Annotated in this window: 23 protein-coding genes and 1 pseudogene; 8 read left to right on the top strand and 16 right to left on the bottom strand. The window is 60.2% G+C overall.

The features are described 5' to 3' along the window. Positions 1–2: 2 nt before the first annotated feature. The 4 genes from PHS32_RS13150 to sucC all read right to left on the bottom strand — a co-directional run bounded on the left by PHS32_RS13150 (position 3) and on the right by sucC (position 3,728). On the bottom strand, positions 3–791 hold the full coding sequence (locus tag PHS32_RS13150; RefSeq protein WP_301079460.1) for a Stp1/IreP family PP2C-type Ser/Thr phosphatase: 789 nt from the start codon (positions 789–791) through the stop codon (positions 3–5). Further along, positions 791–1,483, bottom strand: coding sequence for a TerC family protein (locus PHS32_RS13145; RefSeq protein WP_301079459.1), 693 nt, complete (start codon positions 1,481–1,483; stop codon positions 791–793). Before PHS32_RS13145 ends, PHS32_RS13150 begins: the two co-directional genes overlap by 1 nt. A 118-nt stretch (positions 1,484–1,601) precedes the next feature. Then, the gene (gene sucD, locus PHS32_RS13140; RefSeq protein ID WP_301079458.1) at positions 1,602–2,495 is read right to left on the bottom strand and encodes a succinate--CoA ligase subunit alpha; all 894 of its coding nucleotides are present in this window, start codon (positions 2,493–2,495) and stop codon (positions 1,602–1,604) included. Between the two features lie 69 nt (positions 2,496–2,564). Further along, complete coding sequence (gene sucC / locus PHS32_RS13135; RefSeq protein ID WP_301079457.1) at positions 2,565–3,728, bottom strand: ADP-forming succinate--CoA ligase subunit beta; 1,164 nt, start codon at positions 3,726–3,728, stop codon at positions 2,565–2,567. A gap of 254 nt (positions 3,729–3,982) precedes the next feature. Between sucC and argC the strand changes: the two genes are divergently transcribed. Further along, positions 3,983–4,906 carry an N-acetyl-gamma-glutamyl-phosphate reductase gene (gene argC / locus PHS32_RS13130; RefSeq protein ID WP_301079455.1) on the top strand — a complete coding sequence of 308 codons (924 nt, stop codon included), beginning with the start codon at positions 3,983–3,985 and terminating at the stop codon, positions 4,904–4,906. Here the strand turns inward: argC and recX are convergent. Both recX and recA read right to left on the bottom strand, forming a co-directional pair. Further along, complete coding sequence (gene recX / locus PHS32_RS13125; protein ID WP_301079454.1) at positions 4,890–5,333, bottom strand: recombination regulator RecX; 444 nt, start codon at positions 5,331–5,333, stop codon at positions 4,890–4,892. The two genes, argC and recX, sit on opposite strands and share 17 nt — an antisense overlap. Before the next feature lie 28 nt (positions 5,334–5,361). Then, positions 5,362–6,444 (bottom strand): recombinase RecA, encoded by a 1,083-nt coding sequence (gene recA / locus PHS32_RS13120; protein WP_301079453.1) that lies wholly within the window; start codon positions 6,442–6,444, stop codon positions 5,362–5,364. 282 nt (positions 6,445–6,726) lie between these two features. Between recA and PHS32_RS13115 the strand changes: the two genes are divergently transcribed. The 3 genes from PHS32_RS13115 (at position 6,727) to PHS32_RS13105 (ending at position 9,349) form a co-directional block, all read left to right on the top strand. Next, on the top strand, positions 6,727–7,146 hold the full coding sequence (locus PHS32_RS13115) for a MarR family transcriptional regulator (protein ID WP_301079508.1): 420 nt from the start codon (positions 6,727–6,729) through the stop codon (positions 7,144–7,146). An 80-nt stretch (positions 7,147–7,226) separates the two neighbouring features. Next, on the top strand, positions 7,227–7,901 hold the full coding sequence (locus PHS32_RS13110; RefSeq protein ID WP_301079452.1) for a response regulator transcription factor: 675 nt from the start codon (positions 7,227–7,229) through the stop codon (positions 7,899–7,901). Further along, positions 7,898–9,349, top strand: a complete 1,452-nt coding sequence (locus PHS32_RS13105) for a sensor histidine kinase (protein WP_301079451.1) — start codon at positions 7,898–7,900, stop codon at positions 9,347–9,349. The genes PHS32_RS13110 and PHS32_RS13105 overlap by 4 nt, the downstream gene beginning before the upstream one ends. On the opposite strand, the gene PHS32_RS13100 is transcribed toward PHS32_RS13105, so the two are convergent. Genes PHS32_RS13100 through PHS32_RS13090 form a run of 3 tightly spaced genes read right to left on the bottom strand, consistent with a single transcriptional unit; the run spans position 9,346 to position 11,319 of the window. Continuing rightward, positions 9,346–10,002 (bottom strand): SPOR domain-containing protein, encoded by a 657-nt coding sequence (locus PHS32_RS13100; RefSeq protein WP_301079450.1) that lies wholly within the window; start codon positions 10,000–10,002, stop codon positions 9,346–9,348. The genes PHS32_RS13105 and PHS32_RS13100 overlap by 4 nt on opposite strands. A gap of 28 nt (positions 10,003–10,030) precedes the next feature. After that, entirely contained in the window at positions 10,031–10,831 is an 801-nt protein-coding gene (locus PHS32_RS13095; protein WP_301079449.1) for a biotin--[acetyl-CoA-carboxylase] ligase, read from the bottom strand. Next, positions 10,828–11,319 (bottom strand): SET domain-containing protein-lysine N-methyltransferase, encoded by a 492-nt coding sequence (locus PHS32_RS13090; RefSeq protein ID WP_301079448.1) that lies wholly within the window; start codon positions 11,317–11,319, stop codon positions 10,828–10,830. The genes PHS32_RS13095 and PHS32_RS13090 overlap by 4 nt, the downstream gene beginning before the upstream one ends. Before the next feature lie 102 nt (positions 11,320–11,421). Between PHS32_RS13090 and PHS32_RS13085 the strand changes: the two genes are divergently transcribed. Then, a complete protein-coding gene (locus PHS32_RS13085) occupies positions 11,422–14,391 on the top strand; it encodes a DNA topoisomerase III (protein ID WP_301079447.1) in 2,970 nt (989 codons plus the stop codon). Between the two features lie 56 nt (positions 14,392–14,447). Here the strand turns inward: PHS32_RS13085 and PHS32_RS13080 are convergent, their stop codons facing one another. The 3 genes from PHS32_RS13080 to PHS32_RS13070 are packed head-to-tail and all read right to left on the bottom strand — an operon-like array spanning position 14,448 to position 16,280. Continuing rightward, positions 14,448–14,873: a YchJ family protein gene (locus PHS32_RS13080; RefSeq protein WP_301079445.1), complete on the bottom strand. Its 426-nt coding sequence runs from the start codon at positions 14,871–14,873 to the stop codon at positions 14,448–14,450. Positions 14,874–14,876: 3 nt separating this feature from the next. After that, entirely contained in the window at positions 14,877–15,389 is a 513-nt protein-coding gene (locus PHS32_RS13075; RefSeq protein WP_301079444.1) for a TlpA disulfide reductase family protein, read from the bottom strand. A gap of 9 nt (positions 15,390–15,398) precedes the next feature. Then, positions 15,399–16,280 carry a M48 family metallopeptidase gene (locus tag PHS32_RS13070; RefSeq protein ID WP_301079443.1) on the bottom strand — a complete coding sequence of 294 codons (882 nt, stop codon included), beginning with the start codon at positions 16,278–16,280 and terminating at the stop codon, positions 15,399–15,401. Between the two features lie 62 nt (positions 16,281–16,342). On the opposite strand from PHS32_RS13070, the gene PHS32_RS13065 reads away from it, so the two are divergent. The 3 genes from PHS32_RS13065 to PHS32_RS13055 all read left to right on the top strand — a co-directional run bounded on the left by PHS32_RS13065 (position 16,343) and on the right by PHS32_RS13055 (position 19,752). Next, positions 16,343–17,668 carry an AmpG family muropeptide MFS transporter gene (locus tag PHS32_RS13065; RefSeq protein ID WP_301079441.1) on the top strand — a complete coding sequence of 442 codons (1,326 nt, stop codon included), beginning with the start codon at positions 16,343–16,345 and terminating at the stop codon, positions 17,666–17,668. A gap of 75 nt (positions 17,669–17,743) precedes the next feature. After that, positions 17,744–18,448, top strand: a complete 705-nt coding sequence (locus tag PHS32_RS13060) for a response regulator transcription factor (protein ID WP_301079440.1) — start codon at positions 17,744–17,746, stop codon at positions 18,446–18,448. Between the two features lie 20 nt (positions 18,449–18,468). Further along, a complete protein-coding gene (locus PHS32_RS13055) occupies positions 18,469–19,752 on the top strand; it encodes a HAMP domain-containing sensor histidine kinase (protein ID WP_301079439.1) in 1,284 nt (427 codons plus the stop codon). Positions 19,753–19,987: 235 nt separating this feature from the next. Here the strand turns inward: PHS32_RS13055 and waaF are convergent, their stop codons facing one another. The 4 genes and pseudogenes from waaF to PHS32_RS13035 form a co-directional block, all read right to left on the bottom strand. Continuing rightward, entirely contained in the window at positions 19,988–20,998 is a 1,011-nt protein-coding gene (waaF, locus tag PHS32_RS13050) for a lipopolysaccharide heptosyltransferase II (protein WP_301079507.1), read from the bottom strand. Between the two features lie 60 nt (positions 20,999–21,058). Continuing rightward, on the bottom strand, positions 21,059–21,265 hold the full coding sequence (locus PHS32_RS13045; protein WP_301079438.1) for a zinc-finger domain-containing protein: 207 nt from the start codon (positions 21,263–21,265) through the stop codon (positions 21,059–21,061). A gap of 56 nt (positions 21,266–21,321) precedes the next feature. Beyond that, positions 21,322–22,260 (bottom strand): branched-chain amino acid transaminase, encoded by a 939-nt coding sequence (locus tag PHS32_RS13040; RefSeq protein WP_301079437.1) that lies wholly within the window; start codon positions 22,258–22,260, stop codon positions 21,322–21,324. 157 nt (positions 22,261–22,417) lie between these two features. Further along, positions 22,418–22,727, bottom strand: a pseudogene (locus tag PHS32_RS13035) (glycerate kinase); the annotation flags it as partial.

The raw sequence follows: 22,727 nt of genomic DNA, 5'->3' as shown, positions 1-22,727 counted from the left end.
GCTTACTGTTTTCCAAGCCATCTGGATATTAAACCGCGTTTCTCCGGCGCGCTGTGGGCTTGCGTCAGCAACACAGTGATGTTATCCCGTCCGCCATTTTTATTCGCCTGGGACACCAACTCGTTGGCCATTTGAGTCAAAGCCGAGCCATTTTGCAGGATGCTTGAAATCGCCGTGTCCTCCATCATGTCGGACAGTCCATCCGAACACATCAAGTAAATATCACCGGCCTCCACGCGATGTTCGTTGATTTCGAGTTGCACTTCATTTTCGACGCCCACGGCCCGTGTGACCAGATTTCTGAGGGGAGAAATTGCCGCCTGTCTGGGCGTCAACAAGCCGGCGTCGATCTGCTCTTGCAGCAGCGAGTGATCCTTGGTGATCTGCAGCAACTCGTTGCCACGCAGGCGATAGCAGCGGGAGTCCCCGATATGTCCCAATACCAGCAGGTCTGCTTGAAAAACACCCACCACCAAAGTGGTTCCCATGCCCGCGTACTGAGGGTTTGTGCGGGAAGCAATGAAAATTGAACGATTTGCGTTGTCAACACAAATTTCGAGAGCCCGTCTGACTTCACGGATGCTGGCCTGCTCGCCAGCTTCGGACAGCCACTTGCTCAGCTCCGTTTTGATGAACGCGGTGGCCATGCCGCTGGCAACCTCGCCGGCGTTGTAACCACCCATGCCATCAGCCAAAACGCCCAGGTAGGTGGCGTCATCAAATACCACCGAATCCTCGTTGTTGTCCCGGACCCGGCCTGGATGGGTTTGCGAACAGAAGGTGTAATTCATCAGCTACCTGTCTGAGGGGCCGTGGCATGGCGCCGCTGGAGCGCTCGCCCCAAGCCCAGCACCAAGACAGCACCCGTTGCCGCGCCGGCGTAATGCAGCCAGGGATTGCCGGAGGTCAGCCCTCTTAAAGCCACGTCGCTGACGATGGTTTCGCCCCCGACCCAGCCAATCAGCGCAGCCCCCAGCGTTACGATGATGGGGAAACGCTCCATCAGCCGGATCATCAGCGTACTGCCGAAAATCACCAGCGGAATGCTGATGGCCAGGCCCAATATCAGCAACAGCATGCTGCCTTTGGCCGCCGCTGCCACCGCGATGACGTTGTCCAGGCTCATCACGAGGTCGGCAATCAGGATGGTGCGCACCGCCGCCAGCAGGCTGCCGGTTTCTTTCGCGTGCCCTTCCCCCTCTTCCTCTTCGCTAAGCAATTGAACGCCAATCCACAACAGCAGCAGTCCGCCGACGATTTGCAGAAATGACAATTGCAGCAATTTGGCGGCAACCACGGTCAAGGCGATACGCAACACCACGGCGGCACCGGAGCCCCAGAAAATTGCCTTTTTTTGTTGGTCGGGCGGCAAGGAACGGGCCGCCAGTGCTATCACTACCGCGTTGTCGCCCGACAAAATGATATTGATCCAGACAATCTTGAGCAGACCAATCCAAAAGTCGACACTTTGCAGCAATTCCATCCACGCTCTCCTGTGTTGCCAATGCAAGAAGCGCCCAAAACACGGTGTTTGGAGCGCTTCTTACCTGTCGGTTCGCAAGTGTAACGGCCTCTTGACCGCCCGCTGGTCCGTCTCTTGCCTACAGCAGGGCCTTCAACAACTTGGCCATTTCGGAGGGATTGCGCGTGATCTTGAACCCGCACTCCTCCATCACCGCCAGTTTGGCATCGGCCGTGTCGGCACCTCCGGAGATCAAGGCGCCGGCGTGTCCCATGCGTTTGCCCGCCGGTGCCGTCACGCCGGCGATAAAGCCGACGATGGGTTTTTTCATGTTGGCTTTGCACCAGCGCGCCGCGTCGGCTTCGTCCGGACCGCCGATTTCACCAATCATGATGACGGCGTCGGTGTCCGGATCGTTGTTGAAGGCTTGCATGATGTCGATGTGCTTCAGGCCGTTGATGGGGTCGCCGCCAATGCCGACGGCAGTCGACTGGCCCAAGCCGATCTCGGTGAGCTGGGCCACCGCTTCGTAGGTCAGGGTACCGGAGCGACTGACCACACCGATACGACCCTTGCGGTGAATGTGACCGGGCATGATGCCGATCTTGATTTCGTCCGGCGTAATCAAACCGGGGCAGTTGGGGCCTAGCAGCAAGGTCTTCTTGCCGCCAGCGGCTTCACGGGCGCGCATTTTGTTGCGCACTTCGAGCATGTCGCGCACCGGAATGCCTTCCGTGATGCAAATCGTCAGGTCCAGGTCGGCCTCAACGGCTTCCCAGATGGCCGCGGCCGCGCCGGCCGGCGGCACGTAGATGACCGACACGGTGGCGCCGGTTTGCCTGGCCGCTTCCTTGACCGAGGCGTAAATCGGGATATTGAAGATCGACTCGCCGGCCTTTTTCGGGTTCACCCCGGCCACGAAACAGTTTTTACCGTTGGCGTATTCCTGGCACTTCTCGGTGTGGAATTGACCGGTCTTGCCGGTAATGCCCTGGGTGATGACTTTGGTGTCTTTATTGATGAGGATGGACATGATTCACTTCTTGGTCGGTTGGGGACAGGGCTTGTTCGCTGCGCAGACTGCGGTCCGTCCCGCAAGGTTTTACGAATTGACTGCCGCAATGACTTTTTGGGCTGCATCGGCCATGGTGTCGGCGCTGATGATGGGCAGTCCGGAGTCGGCCAGTATCTTCTTGCCCAACTCCTCGTTGGTGCCCTTCATGCGCACCACCAGCGGCACATTCAGGTTGGTTGCCTTGCACGCCGCCACAATGCCCGTGGCGATCGTGTCGCACTTCATGATGCCGCCGAAGATGTTGACCAAAATGGCTTTGACCTTCTTGTTCTTCAACATGATCTTGAAGGCTTCAGTCACTTTCTCGGGGGTGGCGCCGCCGCCCACATCGAGGAAATTGGCCGGTTCACCGCCAAACAGCTTGATGGTGTCCATGGCGGCCATGGCCAAACCGGCGCCATTGACCAGGCAGCCGATGTTGCCGTCCAGGCTGATGTAGGCCAGATCGAACTTGCTGGCTTCCACTTCGGCCGGGTCTTCTTCATCAAGGTCGCGGTAGGCCACGATCTCGGGGTGCCGGTACAGCGCGTTGGCGTCAAAGTTGAATTTGGCGTCCAGCGCCTTGATGTTGCCGTTGCCTTCCAGAATCAGCGGGTTGATCTCGACCAGGGAGGCGTCGGTGTCCATGTACACCTTGTAGAGTTTTTGCAGCACGTCGACGCACTGCGCGGTGGAACCGGCCGGGACGCCGATACCGTTGGCCAGTTCTGTCGCTTGTGCAACGGTCAGGCCGGTGGCCGGGTCGACAAACGCCTTGATGATTTTCTCCGGCGTGGCGTGCGCCACTTCCTCGATGTTCATGCCGCCTTCGGAAGACGCCATCAAGGCAACACGCTGGCTGGCACGGTCGGTCACCGCCGACACGTAATATTCCTTCTTGATATCGGCGCCATCTTCAATCAGGAGCCGGCGCACTTTCTGGCCTTCGGGGCCGGTCTGGTGGGTAACCAGTTGCATGCCCAAAATTTCACCGGCAAGCTGCTTGACCTCGTCGATCGAGCGCGCCAGCTTGACGCCGCCGCCCTTACCCCGACCTCCGGCATGAATTTGCGCCTTGACGACCCACACCGGGCCACCCAGTTTTTGCGCCGCCTCGACCGCCTCCTGGACAGTGAACGCGGCAATGCCGCGTGGCACCGGTACACCAAAACTGCGCAAGATTTCCTTGCCTTGGTATTCGTGAATCTTCATAAAGTTTCCTAATCAGGTGGGGACAGAGCTGAAGGTCTTTCCCACAAAGTTTCATTCTAAGTTGAGGGCAGGGCTGGCTGGGCCACCGTTTGTCCCGCGCGGCTCAGGAGTGGATGATTCTTGACCTGTCGCAAACTTGAAGGCATTGCGGCAGGCACTGGACAACACGGATTCGGACTGTATCATGCTGCAACGCACCAAACTTTTACCAGTCTTACACCGCATTTCAACCTACGCCGATCGGGAGCCAGTCCATGCACAAGATATTCATCGACGGCGAAGCCGGCACCACCGGACTTCAGATTCGGGAGCGTTTGCAAGGCATGCCCGGCATTGAGCTGGTCAGCATTGCACCCGAGTTGCGCAAAAATGCGGCGGCCAAGCGTGACCTGATGTCACAAGTCGACCTGGTGGTGCTTTGCCTGCACGATCAGGCGGCCGTTGAATCCGTGGCAATGATTGATGCATTGGAAGAGGCCACTGGCCAAGCTGGCCCCAAGATCATCGACGCCTCCACGGCCCACCGCACGGCACCAGACTGGGTCCTCGGCTTCCCTGAATTGACACCCGGCCAGCGCCAGGCCGTGGCCGATGCGCGCCGGGTCAGCAATCCGGGCTGCCACGCCACCGGGGCCATTGCCCTGCTGCGTCCTTTGGTGGATACGGGGCTTTTGCCTTCCGATTTCCCCGTTACCCTGACTTCAACCAGCGGCTACTCTGGCGGCGGGCGCAGCATGATCGAGGCTTATGAAGCCGGTACGGCTCCCTTGTTCGAGATCTATGGCCTGGGACTGGCCCACAAGCATGTACCAGAGATCATGAAACATGGCGGCTTGACGCGGCGGCCGATCTTTGTTCCGTCCGTCGGCAATTTCCGTCAGGGTTTGTTGGTCCTGTTGCCGCTGCACCTTGATGCCCTGCCGGCCAAACCCAGAGGTGTCGACTTGCATAACGCACTGCTGGCCCACTATAAGGGCAGTGAATGGGTCACGGTGGAAGCGCCCACTGAGAACGGTCGGCTGGATGCGCTGGCACTCAATGACACCAACAAGATGGAGTTGCGGGTGTTTACCAACGAGCCCTTGCGTCAGGCCGTGCTGGTTGCGCGCCTGGACAACCTGGGCAAAGGTGCCAGCGGCGCGGCGGTGCAAAACCTCAAGCTCATGCTGGGACTTTGACCACGCGACGGATCGCGTCCGCGCCAAATCCGCGCGCAGCAAGGAAGCGCATTTGCCTGGCGGCTGCCTGGGCATCGGCCGGCGGCTCACCGAATTTTTTGCGCCAGACCTCCAGCGCCCGCTCGCGCTCGTTGGCCTGCAAGCCGACCAGCGCTTGGGCAACCGCCTCGGAGTCCAGGCCTTTGCCCAGCAACTCCTGCTTGATGCGCGTTGTGCCCAACCTGTCAGCGCGGCGATGCAGCACCGATTCGATGACCCGTTGTTCGCTGATAAAGCCTTTGACCTGTAGCTCGTCCAGCACCCGGGCCAGTGCGCCAGGCTCTGTTTCAAAGCTCTCAAGCTTGCGTTCAAGTTCAGCCCGTGAATATTCGCGGCCGCTCAGCAACCGCAAGGCACGGCCTTTAAGGGAAGGCTGGGCAAACGACATGGGAGGCTGCGGGCTGGCTCAAGAGGGGTTAAGCCGCTTTTTTGGCAGCTGGTTTGGCCTTCGCATCGGGCTCCGCCAGACTTGGTAACAAAGGAATGCCCAGCGAAGCACGCACCTTGTTTTCAATTTCATGCGACAACTCCGGGTTTTCGCGCAGGAATTCACGGGCATTGTCGCGGCCCTGGCCGATTTTTTCGCCGTTGTAGGCGTACCAGGCGCCCGACTTGTCCAGGATGTTGGCGTTTACACCCATATCGATGATCTCGCCGTGGCGGCTGATGCCCTCGCCGAACAAGATGTCGAACTCGGCGGTTTTGAACGGCGGCGCCACCTTGTTCTTGACGACCTTAACCTTGGTCTCATTGCCGATCGAGTCATCGCCTTTCTTGATGGTGCCGGTGCGGCGGATGTCCAGCCGCACCGAGGCGTAGAACTTGAGCGCATTGCCACCGGTGGTGGTCTCGGGGCTGCCGAACATGACGCCGATCTTCATGCGGATTTGGTTGATGAAGATCACCATGCAGTTGGTCTTCTTGATATGAGCCGTGAGTTTGCGCAGCGCCTGGCTCATCAACCGGGCCTGCAGACCGGGCAAGGAGTCGCCCATTTCGCCCTCCAACTCGGCTTTCGGCGTCAGGGCCGCGACCGAGTCGACCACGATCAAGTCGACTGCGCCGGAGCGCACCAGGCTGTCGACAATTTCCAGCGCTTGCTCGCCGGTATCGGGTTGGGAAATCAGCAAATCCTGCAGGTTCACGCCCAGCTTTTGGGCGTACTGAATGTCCAGTGCATGCTCGGCATCGATGAATGCGCATTGGCCGCCAACTTTTTGCATCTCGGCGATCACTTGCAAGGTCAGTGTCGTTTTGCCGCTTGATTCCGGGCCGTAGATTTCAACCACGCGACCACGCGGCAAGCCGCCCACCCCCAAGGCAATGTCCAGACCCAGGGAGCCCGTGGAGACCACCTGGATGTCTTCGATCACCTCGCCCTCGCCCAGGCGCATGATGGTGCCCTTGCCAAACTGTTTTTCAATCTGGGCCAGAGCCACTTGCAGGGCTTTTGCTTTTTCACTGCTGGCCGGGCTTACGGTTTTGACGGGTGCGTCCATGAAATTCTCCTTGAATGGCAACAGGTTAGGTCGGGGTTGGACCGGATGCATCCTCTGTTTTTAACAACAGGCTGGATGCTTGAACAGTAGTTTATTACATTTGTTGAAATTCTCAAGTGGTTTTTTTAGTCAATTTGGTTTACTATTTGCAGCGTGATAAACAGCTCCAAAACCATTCCCGCTTCCGCTTCCGCTTCCGCTGGCGCCTTGGCGCCGGGGGAGGGCGCCGACCGGGTGCACGATATCCGGCTGGGCTGGCGGCAAGCGCACTTGGGGCACTGGATGCATCAGGCGCTACAGCGCTTTGATGCCCGTGTCCTGTTCCTGATGTCGCGCAATGAAGATGTGCCGCTGGCCCTGTCCAATCTGGCGGCGCGGGGCTGCCTGAGCGCGTCACACATTCACATCACGCGCCATCTGGCGCTGGAGGGGTCGCGCTTGACGGAGCTGGCCGCGCGCGCCAACATGAGCAAGCAGGCCATGGGCAAGTTGGTGGAGCAATGTGAGGCATGGGGACTGGTGACGCGCTTGGCTGACGCTCGCGATGCGCGTGCCCGGCGCATCGTATTCACCGCGGTTGGACTGAGTTGGCTACAGGCATTTGGCGCTGCGGTAGCGCAGGCCGAGGCTGAATTCCGCGCCGCTGTGGGAGCGCAGGTTGCCACCGTTGTGGCGATCGGCCTGGAGGCGTATGCTGCCTGAGCCAATGGCCGGGCAGCGGCGCCTAGAATTGCGCAAAAAAAGAATGCCGCCCATGGCCTTCGCCCACAATGGAGACAGACATGCGAATTCTGATTGTTGAAGATGACCAGGTACTGGCCGATGGCCTGCTACGCACCCTGCGCAGTTCGGGCGCCGCGGTGGACCACGTGGCCAGTGGCTCCGAGGCCGATGCCGCGCTCATGACCAACACCGAGTTCGACTTGGTCATTCTGGACTTGGGGCTGCCCAAAATGCATGGCCTGGAAGTACTGAAAAAACTCCGGGCGCGCGGCTCGTCCTTGCCGGTCCTGATCCTGACGGCGGCCGACAGCGTGGATGAGCGCGTCAAGGGACTGGACTATGGCGCGGACGACTACATGGCCAAACCTTTCAGCCTGCAGGAACTCGAAGCCCGTGTCCGCGCGCTCGGTCGCCGTGGCATGGGCACGGCCAGCAGCACCATCAAACACGGGCCATTGATATACGACCAGTCCGGCCGGGTGGCCACCATCGATGGCGTCATGATAGAACTGTCAGCCCGTGAACTGGGCTTGCTTGAAGTGCTGCTGCAACGCGCTGGCCGCCTGGTGAGCAAGGACCAATTGGTGGAGCGACTGTGCGAGTGGGGCGAAGAAGTGAGCAATAACGCGATCGAGGTCTACATCCACCGCCTGCGTAAAAAGATAGAAAAAGGGCCGGTCCGTATTGCCACGGTTCGAGGCTTGGGTTACTGCCTGGAAAAAATCCCAGGGTGAACATCTTCCACCAGGAACAGCGCTCGCTGTTTGGGGAAATCCTGGACTGGATGCTGACCCCCATGTTGTTGCTGTGGCCGGTCAGCCTGGTATTGACCTGGCTGGTGGCGCAAAACATTGCCGGAAAGCCGTTTGACAGGGCCTTGGAGTACAACGCCGGCGCATTGGCGCAGTTGGTCAATGTCAGCAATAACCGGGTCCAGTTCAATCTGCCGCTGCCAGCGCGCGAATTGCTGCGCGCCGATGACTCGGACACGGTTTATTACCAGGTACTGGGAGCGCACGGTGAGTTTCTCAGCGGCGAGCGCGACCTGCCATTGCCGGCGGAAGACGAAAAGGTTTTTTTCGGTGAGGTTCGCATCCGTGACGCCGAAGTACACGGCGTGGATGTCAAGATCGCCTACACCTGGGTCAAACTGGCCCTGCCCAACGCCAGACCGGCGCTGGTGCAGGTGGCGGAAACGCTGGAGAAGCGCTCGATTCTGGCGACTGAAATTGTCAAGGGCGTCATGCTGCCGCAGTTTGTCGTGCTGCCGATGGCGGTGCTGCTGGTTTGGTTGGCGCTGGTGCAGGCCATCAAGCCCCTGAACCGGCTGGAAGAGCGCATACGCGCGCGCAAACCCGACGACTTGAGTCCCATTGATGCACAAGCGGTACCGCTGGAGGTGGTTCCTTTGGTGTCTTCCGTGAACGATCTCCTGATGCGACTGAAGGACTCCATTGCCACGCAAAAGCGCTTCCTGGCCGACGCCGCACATCAACTCAAGACGCCTCTTGCGGGTCTGCGCATGCAGGCTGACTTGGCGCAACGCGAAGGGGCCAATACCGAGGAGCTGAAACAGTCGCTGCGCCAGATTGGGCGCTCCAGCATCCGGGCCACCCATACCGTCAACCAATTATTGGCACTGGCGCGGGCCGAAAGCAGCGGTTCGGAAATGCCGCGTACCAGCTGCGATCTGGCCGAACTGACCATGGAGGTGGTGCGGGACTGTGTGCCACGGGCCATCGAGAAGCACATTGACCTGGGCTTTGAGGGCACCCAGCCTGGCGCCGAAGGGGGCCAGTTGGCGGGCAACCCGACGCTGCTCAAGGAACTGATTCGAAATCTGCTGGACAACGCCATCAATTACACCCCCTCCAGTGTTGACAAGCCCGGCGTGATCACGGCGCGGGTACTGACAGATCCTTTTGGCAAGACGCTGGTGCTGCAGGTCGAAGATTCCGGGCCAGGCGTTCCGCTGGCGGAGCGGGAGTTGATATTTCGTCCGTTTTACCGTGCCTTGGGCACCGAAGTCGACGGCTCCGGACTGGGCTTGCGCATCGTCATGGAAATTGCCTATCTGCACAATGCCACGGTGGCCATCGAAGACACGCGGCCCGGACAGCTGCCGCCAGGGGCTCGTTTCAGTGTGCGTTTTGTTGCTGAAACCGGTGCCGCCTCGGCTTAGCGGCAGGGGCTTACCGCTTTGTCCGCCAACACCGGGCGCAACGCTTCGAAACGGGTGCGCAGTACCGGCTCAGCGCCTGACATCCGCAGCATCACGCCGCGCAACTCGGCGCGTTCTTGGATCACTCGCGCGCTGCGCACGCCGCGCCGGCTCAAGGCGGCGAGTCCGGCCGTGGCAGCTGCCTGGGTCTCGAACTGGCCCAGCGACAAACCCAATTGCAGCGTCGGATTGACCAGCGGCTCGTAGCGCAAATTCAATGAGGCCAATTCGGCACGCTTCTTGGCCAAGGCCTCGTCGTTTGGAAATTTGCCCATGTAGACAATCCAGCGTGCCGGTTCCGCCGCGGCGTCCAGTGTCCACGAACCCGGCGGCAAGGTGGCCGCCAGCGCGGTGCGCAACAGCGCACTCTGTGCTTCGTCAAAAAGACCCGCCTGCAGGCAAATTGGCGGCGGGGCGGCACCTGCTGCTGGCTGGGCCTCGGCGGGGCGCGGCTCTGGCGCCGTGAGCAGGTGCAGGCTATCCGGCCTAAGCTGCCAACCCATGCGCTGCGGTTCGGTTTGTTGCTCGGGTGCAAAACCAGGCAACAGCCGGTGCGACCAGGCGAAATAGACGGCGTTGAGCAGCACCAGGGTCAGGGCAACAAGGCGCAACATAAGAGGGTTTACAAAAAAAGCGCGATCGTCACAGTGCGGCCAAAGACGGCGGCGACACGGGGCGCACGCTGACCTCGGCGCTGGTGATTTTCTGCGGACCTTGTGCCGTGTGAAGACGTAAAGCGCCAGCGCCATCGACCCCTTGCGCCACGCCGACCCTGCCGTCGCTCAGCGCAACGCCTAGCCCGCGCAGGGCATCGCGTTCGGCGAAACGCGCCTGAAACGGTGCAAACCCCAGTTGCTCAAACGTCTTGATGGTTTGCAGCAGAGGTGCGGCGATTCGCAGCAGCGCTTGCGACGCGTCCACTGCTGGCAGCAGTTCCTGCAACCAGGCCGCCGGGGTGGCAAGGCCGGCGCTGGCGCGCGGTTTGATGTTGACGCCGATGCCGACCACGGCATAGCGGTTTTCCCCGAGGCTGGCGGTCTCGATCAGAATGCCTGCCAGTTTGCGCCCATGCCACCACACGTCGTTGGGCCACTTCAAGCGCAGATCGGGATGCAGGCTTTGCACCACGCTCAGACCGACGGCCAGCGACAAGCCAGACCAGTCGCGCGGCGCCAGGGGCAGGCCCAGCGAAAAAGTCAGCGAAGATATCGCCCCCACACTTGTCCCCTCCCCACTGAACCACTGGCGCCCCAGTCGGCCGCGCCCGGCTGTTTGCTGCTCGGCCACCAGCAGCACCGGCTCCATTTGCCCGTTGCGGGCGCGCCGCATCAGTTCGGTATTGGTGGAATCAAGCTGTGCCAGCACTTCAACGCGAAAGCCGGGTAGATGGGCTGCCAGCGCCTGCCTGATCTGCTCCACCGGCCATCCCATTGCGCTGCTCATGGCCTCTTCTGGCGGCGTGTGCGTTTGGGGGCCAGCAGCGTGCCGCGGCAGTTCTTGGAGCCGCACCAGCAAGGGTATTCGGCCTTGAGCTTGGGCGTGTAACGCTGGTCGATGATCAGACCATAGTCGTAGTGGAGCTCTTCACCGGCCCGGATATTGCGCAACGCCTTGATGAAAATTCGCCCGTTCTGCTCGTCTGCTTCGCAATTGGGTGTGCAGGCGTGGTTGATCCAGCGCGAAGAGTTGCCGCCGACCAAGGCATCGATGACGCGGGTTTCGTCAAGGTGAAAATAAAACGTGTGGTTGGGATCGGCGGGATCGTGCGGATGACGCTTTTGCGCCTCCGACCAACTGATGATCTGGCCCACGTATTCGATCAGGGTTTCGCCTTCGGCAATATCCTGCAGCGCGAAAACACCTTTTCCATGCACACCGGAGCGACGGGTTTGAATGCGGCGGCCGACTCCGGAGGCAATATTTTTGGACACAGTTTAAAAATTTGGTATGGTGAACTCGTATGGGCGCGTGCGTGCGCGCTCACGTGCATGTGCGTGCGCCCGTGCGCCCGCGAGAAAATGGATTGTAGTCAGATGAAAACATTGGTCATTGCCGAGAAGCCTTCCGTTGCCCAGGACATTGTGCGGGCGCTTACGCCCGTGGCGGGGAAATTCGAGAAACACGACGAGCATTTCGAAAGCGAGAAATACGTCGTTACCAGTGCCGTTGGGCATCTGCTTGAAATTCAGGCGCCGGAGGAATTTGATGTCAAGCGCGGCAAGTGGAGTTTCGCTCACTTGCCCGTGATTCCACCGCACTTCGATGTCAAACCGATGGACAAGACCAGGACACGGCTCAATGCCATCGTCAAGCAGGCCAAGCGCAAGGATGTCGGAGCTCTGATCAACGCCTGCGACGCCGGGCGTGAGGGCGAGCTGATTTTCCGCTTGATCCAGCAGTACAGCAAAGTCAAACTGCCGGTGCAGCGCCTTTGGCTGCAGTCGATGACGCCGCAGGCCATCCGGGATGGCTTCAACGCATTGCGCAGCGACCAGCAGATGCTGCCCCTGGCCGACGCGGCGCGCTGCCGTAGCGAGGCTGACTGGTTGGTCGGCATCAATGGCACGCGTGCCATGACGGCCTTCAACTCGCGCGATGGCGGCTTCTTCCTGACCACGGTGGGACGGGTCCAGACGCCCACTTTGTCGGTGGTGGTGGAGCGTGAGGAAATCATTCGCAAATTCGTTAGCCGGGATTACTGGGAGGTGCACGCCACTTTCGCCACCGAGGCCGGTGACTACAACGCCAAATGGTTCGACCCCAAGTGGAAGCGCTCAGCCGCCAATGTCGCCGCCGGCAACACCGACGAGGTCGATGCCGAGTTGAAGGCCGACCGCCTCTGGAGCGAGCGTGAGGCGCGCGCCATCGCCGAAGCCGTGCGCGGCCAGAAAGCCAGTGTTACCGAAGAAAGCAAACCTGCTACCCAGGCGTCGCCCCTGTTGTTCGACCTGACCAGCCTGCAGCGTGAGGCCAATGGCAAATTTGGTTTCTCCGCCAAAACCACGCTGTCGATCGCACAAAGCCTGTACGAGCGCCACAAGGCCTTGACTTATCCGCGTACCGACTCGCGCGCCCTGCCCGAAGACTATTTGCCGGTGGTCAAGCAGACTTTCGAGATGATCTCCGGCAGCGGCATGAAACACTTGGCGCCGTACGCCGCGACCGCGCTCAAGGGCAACTACCTCGGCAAGAGCAAGCGGATCTTCGACAATACCAAGGTCAGCGATCACTTTGCCATCATCCCGACGTTGCAGGCGCCACACGGTCTAAGCGAAGCGGAGCAAAAAATTTACGATCTGGTGGTGCGCCGCTTCATGGCGGTGTTCTTCCCCAGCGCCGAATATCAGATCACCACCCGAATAACGACCGTCATCCCTCACAGCTTCAAGACCGAAGGCAAGGTGCTGGTCAAGCCCGGCTGGCTGGCGATTTACGGCAAGGAAGCGGCCGACGAGGTCAAAGACGGCGACGACAGGAGCCCTGGCAACCTGGTGCCGGTCAAAGCCGGCGAACTGGTCAAGGCGCAAGCGGTGGAGCCCAAGGCCCTGAAGACGCGGCCCCCGGCGCGCTACTCGGAAGCGACCCTGCTGGGCGCCATGGAGGGTGCCGGCAAGACCATTGAAGATGACGAATTGCGGGCTGCCATGCATGAAAAAGGTCTGGGCACGCCAGCCACCCGGTCGAGCATCATCGAAGGCCTGATTGTCGAAAAATACATGTTGCGCGAAGGTCGTGAATTGATTCCGACGGCGAAGGCGTTTCAACTGATGACATTGTTGCGCGGCTTAGGCGTGGAAGAGTTGTCCAAAGCTGAGTTGACCGGCGAGTGGGAGTACAAGCTGGCGCAGATGGAGCACGGCAAGCTCAAGCGCGAGTCCTTCATGGCCGAAATCGCCGCCATGACCGAGCGCATGGTGAAAAAGGCCAAGGAATACGACCGCGACACGGTGCCCGGCGACTACGCCACCTTGCAGGCCCCGTGCCCCAATTGCGGCGGCGTAATGAAAGAGAACTACCGCCGCTACAGCTGCACCGGCAAAATCGGCAGCGCGGACGGCTGCGGTTTCTCTTTTGGCAAAACTCCGGCGGGGCGGACTTTCGAGATCGCCGAGGTGGAGCAATTCCTGCGCGACAAGAAGATCGGTCCGCTGGACGGTTTTCGTTCCAAGGCGGGTTGGCCGTTTACTGCCGAGATGATCATCAAGTTCGATGACGAGAGCAAGAACTACAAGCTCGAATTCGATTTTGGTGACGACAAGAAGGGCGAGGAAAGCGGCGAACTGATCGACTTCTCAGCGCAGCAATCACTCGGCGCCTGCCCCAAATGCGGCGCTCCCGTGTTTGAACACGGCAAGAGTTACGTCTGTGAAAAATCAGTGCCCACGCTGGCGCAAGCGACCCCAAGCTGCGACTTTAAAAGCGGTCAGATCATTCTCCAGCAACCCATTACACGCGAGCAAATGAGCAAATTGCTGGCCACCGGCAAGACCGATCTGCTCGACAAATTTGTCTCCATGCGCACACGCCGTGGCTTCAAAGCCATGCTGGCGTGGGATGCACAGGCGGGCAAGGTCAACTTCGAGTTTGCGCCGTCGAAGTTCCCGCCGCGCAAGACGACCGCCAAACCACCAGCCAAAGCGGCGGTGGCCACAAAGCCGGGAACCGCTGGTGCCGCAAGCACGGCGTCGGCCGGAAGAAAAGTGCCGGCCAAGAAAGTTGCTGTCAAGCCAGCAACCAAGAGCGCCAAACCCAAGGCGCCGCGCAAAACCAGCAGCGCCGCAGGTCTGCAACCCAGCGCCGCACTGGCGGCCGTCATTGGCGGCCAGGCGGTGGCACGCACGCAAGTCATCAAGCAACTATGGGACTACATCAAAGCCAACGGTTTGCAGGACCCGGCCAACAAGCGGGCCATCAACGCCGACGCCAAATTGCTGGCCGTCTTTGGTAAACCGCAGGTGACGATGTTTGAGCTGGCCGGCATTATCGGCAAGCATCTGACATAGATTTCCTGTTCCGGAGGGAGCCATGAACAACCCCCTTTGCGGCACAGACTTTGCGTCTACTCCGACCCGACCATCTGGCCATCGATGTAATACCAGCGGCCTTCCTGGCGTACAAAGCGGCTGGTCTCATGTAGACGCTGGGCCCGGCCGCCGTCGCGGCAGCGCGCCACAAATTCCACCACGCCGGCGTCGCCCGCGACCTGCGTGTGGCGCACTTCCAGCCCCAGCCACTTGAGCGGTGCCAGCTCCAACTCGCCCGGCGCGGTGGACGGATGCCAGGTGCCCAGCAGATAGTCGATCAGCCCCAGCACATAGGCGCTGTAGCGCGAGCGCATCAGTGCCTCGGGCGTGGCGGCGTGTACACCTTGCGTCAGGCCGCTATGCCACACACCGCAACATGCCGCATAGGGCTGCGCACTACCGCAGGGACAGGGCGTGCGGTCCGATGGCCGGTTTTTCCTTGAAGCGCCGTCAGGTCCCATCGGTCAGAGCGGGATGCGCAAGGTTTTTGCGACCACCTTGATGGCCTCGGGACTGTCCCATTCCTGGGCGCCATAGTATTTGTCGAGCACCCGACCCTGTGCATCGACCAGCAGCGTCAACGGCAATCGATCCGCCCCCAGCATGTGTTCCAGCACCAGCTGACTGTCGATGAAGTGGCTGAAAGTTGTTTTGGCTTTTTTCAGGAAACCCTTGGCTTCTTCGGGGTAGTCATCGGTCGAAATGCCGATCATCGTCAACTGTTTTCCGACTTTGCTGCGGGAGAGTCTTTCCAGCGAGCCCATTTCCTGGCGACAGGGTCCGCACCAACTGGCCCAGACGTTGATGATCAGCGGCTTGCCGCGAAATTCCGACAATTTCCGGGAGCGGCCTGACAGGCCCTGCAGCGTGGCCTCCCGCAGCGTTGCGCCGATCTCGACCTCGCCGGGAGTTTTTGCCGAGGCCACAGATGTTGTGACAAGAAAACACAACAGCAACAAGGAGAGAATCGATTTCATCACCGAAGTCTACCAGCCACTGATTTGCCGGTGCCCGCCCTTTTTGGCCTGCTCGTAGAGGGGCATGACCTTCGGCAGGTTTTTTTCAATATCGGCAATGCGGGACTGGCCGGAAGGATGGGTCGACAGCCATTGCGGCGGCGCGCCTTTGCTGGCGGCGCTCATCTTTTGCCATAGGGCGACACCGGCCCTGGGGTCGTAGCCGGCACGAGCAGCCAGCTCCATGCCCACCAGGTCAGCCTCGGACTCATCGCCTCGGCTGAACTTCAGGGTCAACAGATTGGCGCCGCCGCGTGCCAGTCCATCGGTCAGGCGCGGATCGATGCCCAGCATGCTGGAAGCAACAGCGCCGCCGAGCCGAGCCGCGCCCTGGGTGAGGGCGCTTTTACCCATGCGTTCACGGGCATGCTCGCGCAGGGCATGGGCAATTTCGTGCCCCATCACCATCGCCACCTCGTCGTCCGAGAGCTTAAGTTGCTCCAGGATGCCGCTGTAGAAAGCGATCTTGCCACCGGGCATGCAAAACGCGTTGATCTGTTTGCTGCCAATCAGGTTGACCTCCCAGCGCCAGTCCTTGGCGCGTGGATTCCAGGCCACGGCCAGGGGGATGATGCGTTGGGCAATCGCGCGCAGCCGCTTCACTTGGGGGTGGTCTTTGCCCCCCAAGGCATTCTGCGCGGCTGCCTGTTGCAGCAACTGTGCATATTGCTGACCGGCGGAGCGCTCCACGCCGTCGGCCGGGACCAGCTTGCTGAACGCCGAGTTAGCACCCACGTCAACGCCTTCGCGCGCTGTTGCGAAGGGCATGGTCGCAGGTGACAGCGCCAATAAAAGAGTCGCCACTTGCCGAATCAGGCGATGCGGCGGGCGCCGTTGATGGGTTTGGATCATGGGCTTGTTGGGTCTCATGCTTGGCATCCGGAATTGCACAAGGCGGCGCGTATTATTGACGCATGACACCAAGTGCCGCCGACGCCCGCCAAATCAAGCCCTCCTGGCTTGCCACTTTCAAGGTTTACCTGGAGTTGCCGACACTGCGCATGCTGCTGCTGGGGTTTTCCGCCGGCCTGCCCTTGCTGTTGGTACTTGGCACCCTGAGTTTCTGGCTGCGCGAAGCCGGCATAGACCGCACTACCATTGGCTACCTGAGCTGGGTTGGTCTGGCATATGCCTTTAAATGGGTCTGGGCGCCCTTGGTGGACCGGCTGCCGATTCCGCTGCTCACGAGTTGGCTGGGGCGCCGCCGCAGCTGGCTGCTGCTGGCGCAACTGGCGGTCATGGGTGGCTTGGTGGCGATGTCCTTCAATAACCCGCAAATTGCCTTGCAGCCGGTCGCATGGGGCGCCCTGGCGGTGGCCTTCGGCTCGGCCACGCAAGACATTGCACTGGATGCCTTCCGCATTGAATCCGCCGGCACCGAGCGCCAGGCGGCCCTTGCCGCCGCCTATCAAACCGGTTACCGCCTGGCCATGATCTGGGCCGGCGCCGGTGTCTTGTGGATCGCCGCCCGGGCCGAAGTGGCTGGCGTTTCGAATTATCAGCACGCCGCGTGGCAAACGGCTTATCTGATCATGGCGCTATCGATGCTGCCAGGCTTGCTGACCGTATTGCTATCGTCCGAGCCGGTGCAGCGGGCAATGCCCCGGACAAGGAATGCGCGTGACTGGTTGCATGGCGCATTGGTGGCTCCGTTTGCGGATTTTTTGCAGCGCTACGGCAAGCAGGCGCTGCTGATTCTGGCGCTGATCGCCGTCTACCGGATCAGCGATGTGGTGATGGGCATCATGGCCAATCCGTTTTATGTCGACATGGGTTACAGCAAGGACGAAGTGGCGGCGGTGACCAAGATTTACGGCGTCATCATGACGCTGGCCGGCGCTTTTCTGGGCGGTGCACTGGCATTGCGGCTGGGCGTCATGCGGGTGTTGATGCTGGGCGCCATCCTGAGTGCGGCCAGCAATCTGCTTTTTGCCTGGCTGGGAACGCGTGGCCATGATGTGACGGCGCTGATTTTCGTGATCTCGGCCGATAACCTGTCCAGCGGCATTGCCTCGGCGGCCTTCATAGCCTACCTCTCAAGTTTGACAAACATAAACTACTCCGCTACCCAGTACGCCATATTCAGTTCGATGATGTTGCTGGCGCCCAAGTTCCTGGCAGGTTATTCGGGGCGTTATGTGGATGCTTTCGGCTATCAAAACTTCTTCGTTGCGACTGCTCTGCTGGGGTTGCCTGTGCTATTTCTGGTGGGGCTGGCGTCCAGAGTCAAAAACTCCTAGAGTAGGCCCGTTTTCATTTACTTAACTTTACGATCGCTTCAACCACTTGATCGGGCGCTGCCCTAGACTGCAACCATGAGTCAACACTTGCTAATGATCGAAGACGATGCCCGCCTGGCGCAGATGGTGGGAGAGTACCTGGGGCAGTCCGGCTTTGCGCTGAGCCACGCTGGGGACGCGCAGAGCGGGCTGGATGCGGTGCAGGCCAGTCCGCCCGATTTGGTGATACTGGATTTGATGTTGCCCGACATGGATGGACTGGAGGTGTGTCGGCGCATCCGGTCCATGCCTGGCGCCCTGGCGCAGACCCCGGTATTGATGTTGACCGCCAAAGGTGATCCGATGGACCGCATCATCGGGCTCGAAATCGGTGCCGATGACTACCTGCCCAAACCGTTCGAGCCGCGCGAACTGCTGGCGCGTATTCGCGCAGTCTTGCGACGTCGCGTGGAGGGCCTGCCACAAGCTGGCAAGCAACTGCGGTTCGGCACGCTTGAGATTGACCGCGATGCCCGCACCGTCAGTGTTGCCGGTCAGGTTTGCGACTTGACTTCCTACCAGTTTGATTTGCTGGTGGCGCTGGCCGAGCGCGCCGGTCGGGTGCTGACCCGGGATCAGATCATGGAGGCCGTGCGCGGCCGTGAACTCGACGCCTTTGACCGCTCCATCGATGTGCACATGGGGCGCATCCGTGCCGCCATCGAGGTCGATGCCAAGGATCCCAAGCGCATTCTCACGGTCCGTGGCGTGGGCTATGTATTTGCCCGCCAGCAAGACTGAGAAGCTGCCAAGTTCCAAGCATGTTCCTGAAGAAACTGTACGCGCGCATCTGGCTGGCCGTGGTGCTGGCGGTGGCGGTACTGACTTTTTTGGTCGGCTGGGCCTGGCGACTCACGGTCGAGCCGCCGCTGCGCGACGTCGTCATCCGCAACGAAGCCGGGCAAATCATTGGCAATGGCCATTCCCGCCGCCGGCGCCCGCCCGGCGCTGCGATCATGGCGCGACCCCACGGCGAGCCTGAGGCGCAAGCACCGTCGTTTGGGCTGCAAAGCCAGAATGCCAATGGCCCCGAGTTTGTGGTGCTGATGCTGGACGGTCAAATTGTGCACATGCAATTGCCGCGGCCGCCGCGCTCACCCTGGAATCTGGCCCCGTTCGGGTTTTTCTGGACCCTGGCGCTGGTGGCGCTGGCCGTGGCACTGGCCACGTACCCGATCATTCGCAAACTCACCCGTCGTCTTGAATTGCTGCAAAACGGTGTTGAAAAATGGGGTGAAGGAGATCTGTCGATTCGGGTGCCCGAGGCCGGCCAGGATGAGGTGGCTTTTCTGGCGGCACGTTTCAACCACGCAGCCCAGCGCATTGAAAATCTGGTGAAGTCACATGAATCCTTGCTGGCGTCGCAAAAATCGCTGCTGGCCAATGCCTCGCACGAACTGCGCTCGCCGCTGACCCGGATTCGCATGGGGCTGGAGCTGATGGGCTCACCTTCGTCACCGACCTTCAAGAACGAGATTGCCCGCAATATTGCCGAGCTTGATCAGTTGATCGAAGAAATTCTGCTCGCCAGCCGACTCGACGCCCGGGAGGCCGATCTGGGCACGATAGAGCCGGTTGATCTGATTGGCCTGGCGGCCGAGGAATGTGCCCGGGTCGGTGCCGAGTTCGAATTCCAGGGGGTCAGTGATCCGGCCGCCCCTGTGGGTGCGCAGGACGAGACTTCTGCCTTGCCGGTGCAGGGCGTTACCAAGTTGCTGCGTCGGGTCATGCGCAACCTGCTGGAGAACGCTCGTCGCCATGCGGCCGGCAACATTACCGTGACCTTGGGCCGGCTCGATAGGCAAGCCGTGATCCGTGTTTGCGACCGCGGCCCGGGTGTGCCGCCTGAGTTGCGCGAGCGCATTTTCGAGCCTTTTTACCGACTTCCCGGGGCGACCGAGCGTGATGGCGGTGTCGGCTTGGGACTGGCGTTGGTCAAATCGATAGTCGTTCGTCACGGTGGTACCGTGGATTGCGAGAACCGTCCCGAGGGCGGCGCGTGTTTTGTGGTTCGCTTGCCTATGGATTTGGGCAACAAGGGTTAATCCTTACAAAAAGTTGTCTTTTGGGTGAAAAAAACAGCGTCATATCCCCCAAATGGGGGATGGTGCTCACGCTTGACGCTTGGTAAAGTTGGACCCAACTGCTGTCACAGTGATCATGTGTTGGAGCCTAGTCAAATTTGACAGTGCTCAAGCGCTTCGAAATGTAGCGTTCCAACGAAGTTCCCTCGGGAATTTTTTCAAGCCACCTTCGGGTGGCTTTTTTTTGCCCTATTTGCTACAAATAAGGCAGCACATCGTCGGCTGCAATATCCGTCAGGCAGCGCGTATGCCCTAGTGGGCACAACCGCTCAAAACAGGGTGCGCAGTCGAGGGCCGGCCGGTAAGCGGGATTCTGCTTGAGCCACAGCACGTTGGCCTTGGCATTCAGGGGCGGGGTGTGCAACGGGCTGCTGGAGCCAAAGATGGCAACCTGACTGACACCCAAAGCGGCTGCCACATGCATCAGGCCGGAGTCATTGCTGACGGTTGCTTTTGCGGCAGCTATCACACGCAAGGCATCGGCCAGCGACGTTTTCCCTGCCAGATTGAGGCATTTGCCGGGTTGCTGGGCATTGACCGGTACGGCAATCTCGTTGCACAAGGCAAATTCCTTGTCCGATCCCAGCAACACCACGGTCCGCTCCAGCCGGCGCGCCAATTCGGCAAAATGAGCCGCCGGCCAGCGTTTGGCCGGACCGTATTCGGCCCCCGGCGCAAAAACGTAATAGGCCGCGTGCTGCAAGCCCAGTTGTTGCAGCGCCTGGTCGACTTCGGCGCGGTCGAGTTGCAGCCGTGGTCGATCGTTCGCAATGTTGGCGTCACCGCTGAGCGCCGAGTAAAACACAACCATCGGCGGACGCTGTGACTTGGGCGGGTTTTTCAGACGGTGCGTCAGCAGACCGACCCGTGCTTCGCCCAGATAGCCGATCCGTTTCGGGATACTTGCCAGAAACGGCAACAAGGCGCTCTTCAGGGAGTTGGGGCAGATATAGGCCGTGTCAAAACGGCCCTCGAACTGGCGCGCCAGACTGCGCCGCGCCTTCCATTGCAGGCCGCCATGGGCAAATGGGAATTCAATGACCTCTGCCACTTGCGGCATCAGGCGATAGACTGGTGCCACCCAGGGCAGGGCGCCTACCGTGAGGCGTTGGCCGTGCGTTTTCAGGCGGCGCAGCAGAGGCTCGGTCATGACCGCATCGCCGATCCACTGGGGCGCGATGACGAGGCTGTCACTGCCGCCCTGGATCGGGTCTGCCCCGGGCCTCGATCCGAAGGGCGGGACGGCAGCGCCCGGCTTCACTGTGACTCAGTGCTGGCCGCTGAAGTGCTCGCCGGTCTTCAGTGTGTACACGGTGCCGCAGTAGGGGCACTTGGCCTCGCCGGTGTGGGCCACGTCCAGGTAAACCTTCGGATGGCTGTTCCAGAGCTTCATATCGGCCTTGGGATTGGGGCAATAGACACCGCCTTGGGCGTTCAGGTCTTTGGCAAGAAGTTCAATATTCGATTGGCTCATGTTCTTCCTATGGATGATTCTCTTTGGCGTTCAATCGGGGCCTGTTTGACAAGGGTTCAGACCTTCGATAGCCAATGCGCATATTTCGGGTTGCGGCCATTCACGATGTCGAAGAACGCGCTCTGGATTTTCTCGGTGATCGGGCCGCGCGAGCCGCTACCGAGCACAATCCGGTCGAGTTCACGAATCGGCGTTACCTCGGCGGCGGTGCCCGTGAAGAAGGCTTCATCGCTGATGTAGACCTCGTCGCGGGTGATGCGCTTCTGGATCACTTCCAGCCCCAGGTCCTGGCAGATATGGAACACGGTGTTGCGGGTGATGCCGTTAAGGGCGCCGGCCGACAGGTCGGGCGTGTAGACGACGCCGCCCTTGACCACAAAAAGGTTTTCGCCGGCCCCTTCAGAGACAAAGCCATTGGCGTCGAGCAACATGGCTTCATCGTAGCCTTCGTCGGTGACTTCCATATTGGCCAGGATCGAGTTGGTGTAGTTGCTCACCGCCTTGGCCTGCGTCATGGTGATGTTGACGTGATGCCGGGTGTAGCTTGAAATCTTGACGCGTATGCCTTGGCGCATGCCTTCTTCACCCAGGTAGGCACCCCAAGGCCAGGCCGCCACCATCAAATGAATGGTGTTGCCTTTTGGAGAAACGCCGAGCTTCTTGTCGCCGATCCAGGTCAGCGGCCGCAGGTAGCAGGATTCAAGCTTGTTCTCGCGTACCACCGTTTTTTGCGCCTCGTTGACCTCTTCCTTCGTGAAGGGGATCTTCATGCGCAAAATCTTGGCGCTGTTGAAGAGTCGCTCGGTATGCTCCTCGAGCCGGAAAATCGCCGTGCCGTTGACCGTGTTGTAGGCGCGCACGCCCTCGAAGGCGCCGCAGCCGTAATGCAGGGTGTGGGTCAGTACGTGGATCTTGGCTTCACGCCAGTCCACCAGTTGGCCGTCCATCCAGATTTTGCCGTCACGGTCAGACATGGAAGGGGGTAACGGGTTCATCGTATTTCCTTTTTAAAATATTCAGGACAGAACTGGCTCGTATCGGGTGGCTGAGGTCTGTCCGGAAAAGTCTCAGTTTAGTTGAGCGCAGGGCTGGCGACGCCTGGCGTGACGACAACCGGTCTCGCCAAGTATCAGGTCCTCCAAGATGCCGATTTTACGAGGCTCGGCAGACGCCCGGTTCATTCGCCGCTTCCCCGGCTTGAAGCGGACGCATCAACTCCCATTTTTTCAACTTGCCGTGGTGAAATTCGCAGTTCACATACGACTCGGTGCCATCGGTCCAACGGTACGACTCAGGCTGCACGTCTTTGACGCTTTTGAGTTCACCCAGTGCCTTGGTCAAGGCCACTACATGCAACAGAGTGACGCCGGGCTTGAGTTTGGCGTTGAGCATCACCGCACTATCGACATAACCGATGGGTCGGTTGGCCGCACGCTTGAGCACCTGCATCACGCGGGTGAAA

Source organism: Rhodoferax sp. (assembly GCF_028714215.1).
Taxonomy (GTDB): domain Bacteria; phylum Pseudomonadota; class Gammaproteobacteria; order Burkholderiales; family Burkholderiaceae_C; genus Rhodoferax.
Note: the sequence above shows the minus strand (reverse complement) of the source record. Positions and strands in the feature narration are given on the sequence as shown.